This window comes from Neobacillus drentensis, assembly GCF_036966985.1.
GTDB classification, from domain to species: Bacteria; Bacillota; Bacilli; order Bacillales; family Cytobacillaceae; genus Neobacillus; species Neobacillus drentensis_E.
In genome coordinates this window covers 1-4,222 of sequence record NZ_JBALSN010000726.1, presented here as the reverse complement: position 1 = coordinate 4,222, position 4,222 = coordinate 1, and the positions used below count along the sequence as shown (strand labels likewise).

At 39.3% G+C, this 4,222-nt stretch carries 4 protein-coding genes and 1 pseudogene; 1 reads left to right on the top strand and 4 read right to left on the bottom strand.

The genetic code is table 11. The features are described 5' to 3' along the window. Window positions 1–225: 225 nt before the first annotated feature. Window positions 226–1,395, bottom strand: a complete 1,170-nt coding sequence (locus V7659_RS31025; protein WP_335543837.1) for an FtsW/RodA/SpoVE family cell cycle protein — start codon at window positions 1,393–1,395, stop codon at window positions 226–228. A 105-nt stretch (window positions 1,396–1,500) separates the two neighbouring features. After that, window positions 1,501–2,265 carry a DUF4931 domain-containing protein gene (locus V7659_RS31020; protein ID WP_335543836.1) on the bottom strand — a complete coding sequence of 255 codons (765 nt, stop codon included), beginning with the start codon at window positions 2,263–2,265 and terminating at the stop codon, window positions 1,501–1,503. Between the two features lie 205 nt (window positions 2,266–2,470). Here V7659_RS31020 and V7659_RS31015 point away from each other — a divergent pair, with 205 nt between their 5' ends. Then, on the top strand, window positions 2,471–3,253 hold the full coding sequence (locus V7659_RS31015) for an undecaprenyl-diphosphate phosphatase (protein WP_144554696.1): 783 nt from the start codon (window positions 2,471–2,473) through the stop codon (window positions 3,251–3,253). 119 nt (window positions 3,254–3,372) lie between these two features. On the opposite strand, the gene V7659_RS31010 is transcribed toward V7659_RS31015, so the two are convergent. Both V7659_RS31010 and V7659_RS31005 read right to left on the bottom strand, forming a co-directional pair. After that, a complete protein-coding gene (locus V7659_RS31010) occupies window positions 3,373–3,681 on the bottom strand; it encodes an NAD(P)H-dependent oxidoreductase (RefSeq protein ID WP_335543838.1) in 309 nt (102 codons plus the stop codon). Between the two features lie 50 nt (window positions 3,682–3,731). After that, window positions 3,732–3,962 (bottom strand): annotated as a pseudogene (locus V7659_RS31005) (FMN-dependent NADH-azoreductase); the annotation flags it as partial. Between the last annotated feature and the right edge of the window lie 260 nt (window positions 3,963–4,222).

Genomic DNA, 4,222 nt, shown 5'->3' with positions numbered 1-4,222 from the left:
TCGATCAATTATTCCGCCAAACTAATCCGGGATTCCGCCGAATCTTTGATTGATTCCGCCAAACCTGATTGAATCGCTTTAAAACTTAGATTTGGCACGCTAGACCGATTGAGATTTTGCCGATTTTCTGGATCATTCCGCATAAACTAGTCCGGGATTCCGCCAACCACCCATTTCAAGCACACAAAAAAAGAGCAACCGATACGTCGCTCTTTTTTCCAACTTTTATGCCGTTGTCGAAAACATGTATTTTTTATAATGATAACGAATTGAAAAGATTAAACCGAGCCCGAACATGTTCCCCATCAAGGCACTACCACCATAGCTGATAAACGGTAATGGAATACCTGTAATCGGCAGCACGCCAATCGTCATTCCGATATTTTGGAAGACGTGGAAGGTAATCATACTGATGACCCCGACACAAATATACGTATAAAAATTATTCTTTGTTTCCATTCCGACCTTGGTTATATGATAAACCAATAAGAAGAACAAACTGATTAATACACTTGCCCCAATGAAGCCATATTCTTCGCCGACCACACTGAAAATAAAGTCGGTCTGGCTTTCTGGTAAATAGACTTCCCGGTTGCCAAAACCTTTACCACCCGTCTGCCCTGAGCCGATTGCAAGCAGGGATTTGGTCAACTGATAGGCGTCCGACCCTTGGTAGCTATAGGGATCAAGCCATGAGTAAATCCGGCGGAGCTGGTATTCGCCTACGCCAAGGTACTTTTCAAGTAAATCAGGTTTCCATAATACAAAATAAAAAATCGTCCCAACAAGTGCAATCCCAGCGGTAAATAGCGGAGTCAAAAGCTTCCACGAGATCCCTGAAATAAAAATCATTCCGAGCATAATAGCAAGAAACACTAGCGCTGTCCCTAAGTCCTGCTTGATGATAAGTCCTAATGGGATCATTGTGACAATCCCGATCTTCACTAACAGCCAGAAATCAGTTTGCATCGTCTTAATCTGGTTCTTTTGATGATGATCTTCAATTACGCGTGCAAGAGCAAGTATAATGAAGATTTTAACAAACTCGGATGGCTGAATAGTTCCCACACCAGGAATTTTAAACCAGTTTTTCGCCCCATTAATGACAGGCGCAATACTCTCCGGCGCTACAATTAAAAATCCAAGCATCAGCAGTCCAAACCCATATGCATACCAGGTTAGCTTCCGTAATTGGTCCGAATCAAGGGTCATAACACCAGTAATAATCCCACTGCCAACCGCATACCAAAAAATCTGCTTAATTAAGAAGTTCTCCTTGTATTGGCCGCTCGCCTGGGCACTGTAAATCGCTAAACAGCTGGCTAGAAACAGTAATATTAAAATAAAAACAAGATTATAATCTAGTTTTGAAGTTTTGTTCGCATTTGAAGTCATATAGGTTCCACCTTACTAAGAAATACTACATTCCTTCATTATATTTTTAATATCACCAAATCACAACTTCTAAACCGAGAATGGATTAAATTACATAAGAAAGTCCTATTCTTTAAAATAAATCCGCTGCAGCTCTCCTGCCATCCATTCAAGATTACTTGGCACCTGTGGAATTCCGTAGCCAATATATAACGGAGTGGTCACAAATCGTGACACCACCTTGGCATAGATTTTATTTTCGATATGATGAAAAAACAGATTGTAGCTCGTTGCTTTAAATGGAAAGTTGTTCAGGATATAATGAACAGCCGTTTGTAGATAATCGGAGAACCGTTCCTGGTAACCGGAATCATCCATTTCAACATTGAACTCATAAAAGCCCACGCGCGGCTTAGTCGACAAGGTAAACCGGACCCCCTCCTCCTCGGCAATCACAATCCCTTCAAACATTTCATGCGTTACCTTTTCTTTATAATCAATATCATCCAGGCCGATAATTTGCATATGCGGATGGGAGAGCGTGCCTCCGGACAATGGCCCGTGATTTTTGAAAAAAATCACCGATTGATAGCAGCCGGTTGCCTCCATATCTAACCAATGTTTGATTCCAAACCTCATCAATTTATGTAAATGCTCTTTTGAGTAAATGGATAATTCACCATGACAATCATCCGTTTCAATTAATACCGTTTGAAAGGTATGTTCTAAAACAGGATATTTATTTTTCAAAAGAATAATCGGTTCGTCTACAGCGATGAGGTTGGTCAGTTGATCTCTTTCGCAAAATGGACAGGCTTGGTCTTTGTTTCGTATATTCTCAGGCTTTTGAACACCGATCGACGTATTAAAATGTAGATGTGAATTTTCCAAATGCGTTTCTCCTCTCGAACCAGTATACTTCTATTTTATGGGAGAACGCCTTCCAATTGCACTAATTTTGTTTATTCCACTGATATTTTCATTGACCTAGTTGGTAATTAAATCCTAAAATAGAGGAGAATTTCATGAAATAGCTAATTTTAGCATATCTATTAAAGGTACAGGCTTATCATTTCTTTAGATTGTGAGGGTAATTATGTTAACAAAATTAGAAGCATTCATTCTTGGGATTATTCAAGGGTTAACGGAATTCTTACCGATTAGCAGTACAGGCCATCTTTATTTAGGAAGAAATTTATTCGGACTTCAGGAAGCCGGGCTTATGCTGGACACCATGCTTCATGTCGGAACATTGCTGGCTGTTTTTGTTTTTTACAAGGATGAATTTATTAAAATCATTAAAAATCCGTTTAGCAAGTTAACCTTTTTGTTGATCGTTGGGACGATCCCAGCTGTAATCTTTGGACTTGCGTTTAAAGATTACATTGATGAAATTTCGAAAACCGGGGTGACGATTGGCTGGGAGTTTTTAATTACGGGTATTTTCTTGTGGATTGCTGATTCCGTAAAAAATGGATATAAAAAAATGGATGATATTAGTTATAAGGATGCCCTCATTATTGGTACTTTCCAGGCCGTCGCAATTATGCCAGCGATTTCTCGTTCAGGGATGACGATCGTTGCGGCACTTTGGCGAAAATTAGACCGTGAAACGGCTGCTTATTTTTCCTTCTTATTATCTACTCCCGCGATTGTAGGTGCGATTGTCTTGCAAACGAAGGATTTACTTGAAGGTCAAGGGGAAGAAATATCCCTATCGGCATTGCTCGTCGGGATTGCCGCCTCTGCCGTGTTTGGATATGTTGCGGTTAAGTGGATGATTGGGTACTTAAAGAATCACTCATTAAAACCATTTGCCATTTATGTATGGGCATTAGGGGTACTCGTACTATTTTTCCAATTTACAGGTAAATTTTAAGAGTTGTTCAGGCATGAAAAGTTAATACGCAAATAAAAAAGGGATTTTAGCAAATAGAAGTATAATTTTTCAAAAATGGCAGCGAAAAAGCGGCTCGATCCCACTCGAGCCGCTTTTTTTTATAATGAAACAGGAAATTTTGCCATTTCTCTGGCCGCTGCTGCTGCTTGTTCTTTCGCTTTTGCCATAATTTCAGGAATTTGTTTTGGAAAATGATCCATTCCTTCCGCATAAATGGTTTCCATTAAATCAAAGCCAAGGAATTCAAGTGCTTTGCTTAAATAACGATCGCCCATTTCAAAATCGACCATTTTTCCAATGGAATATATGCCTCCGCGCGTTTGAATGTGAATCGCCTTTCTGCCAGTAAGGAGACCCTCTGCCCCATGTTCAGAGTAAGTAAATGTTTTCCCGGNNCCATGAAGGATTTCAATATGGCTGGTGCACCAAGGTTCCAGATTGGGGTGACGAATACATAGAAATCTGCATCTATAAACCGGTCTGCAAGTGCATGCATTTTTTCAAGTTTGGTCCGCTCATCTTCGGAAAGTTGCTCTTTTGTATAGCCCATAAATGATAATTTGGCACGTGCGTATAATAAATCCATGTCTATCTCAGGGATATCCATGCTATATAAGTGCATATGTTCAATTTCCACATCTGGCTGTTCCTTTTTGAACTCCTCTAAAAATACTTCCCCGATTTGCATCCCTTTTGAAAGTTTTATATCATTCTTTGGATTTGCCGTAATATATAGAAGCTTTGACATATAGATCCCCTTTCCTTACTCTGCAATATTTTCTTCTATTCCTATAGTACAATAAACTTCCTTGCTCACGAATGAACAATCCGTGAAATTTATGAATTTAATGTGAAAACTGCCTGCTTAATTGAACAAATCATGACAATTCCAAACAAAACTTAACGAAACTTAACAATACTTAACAAAAGCCACTGTTAGTATGCTAT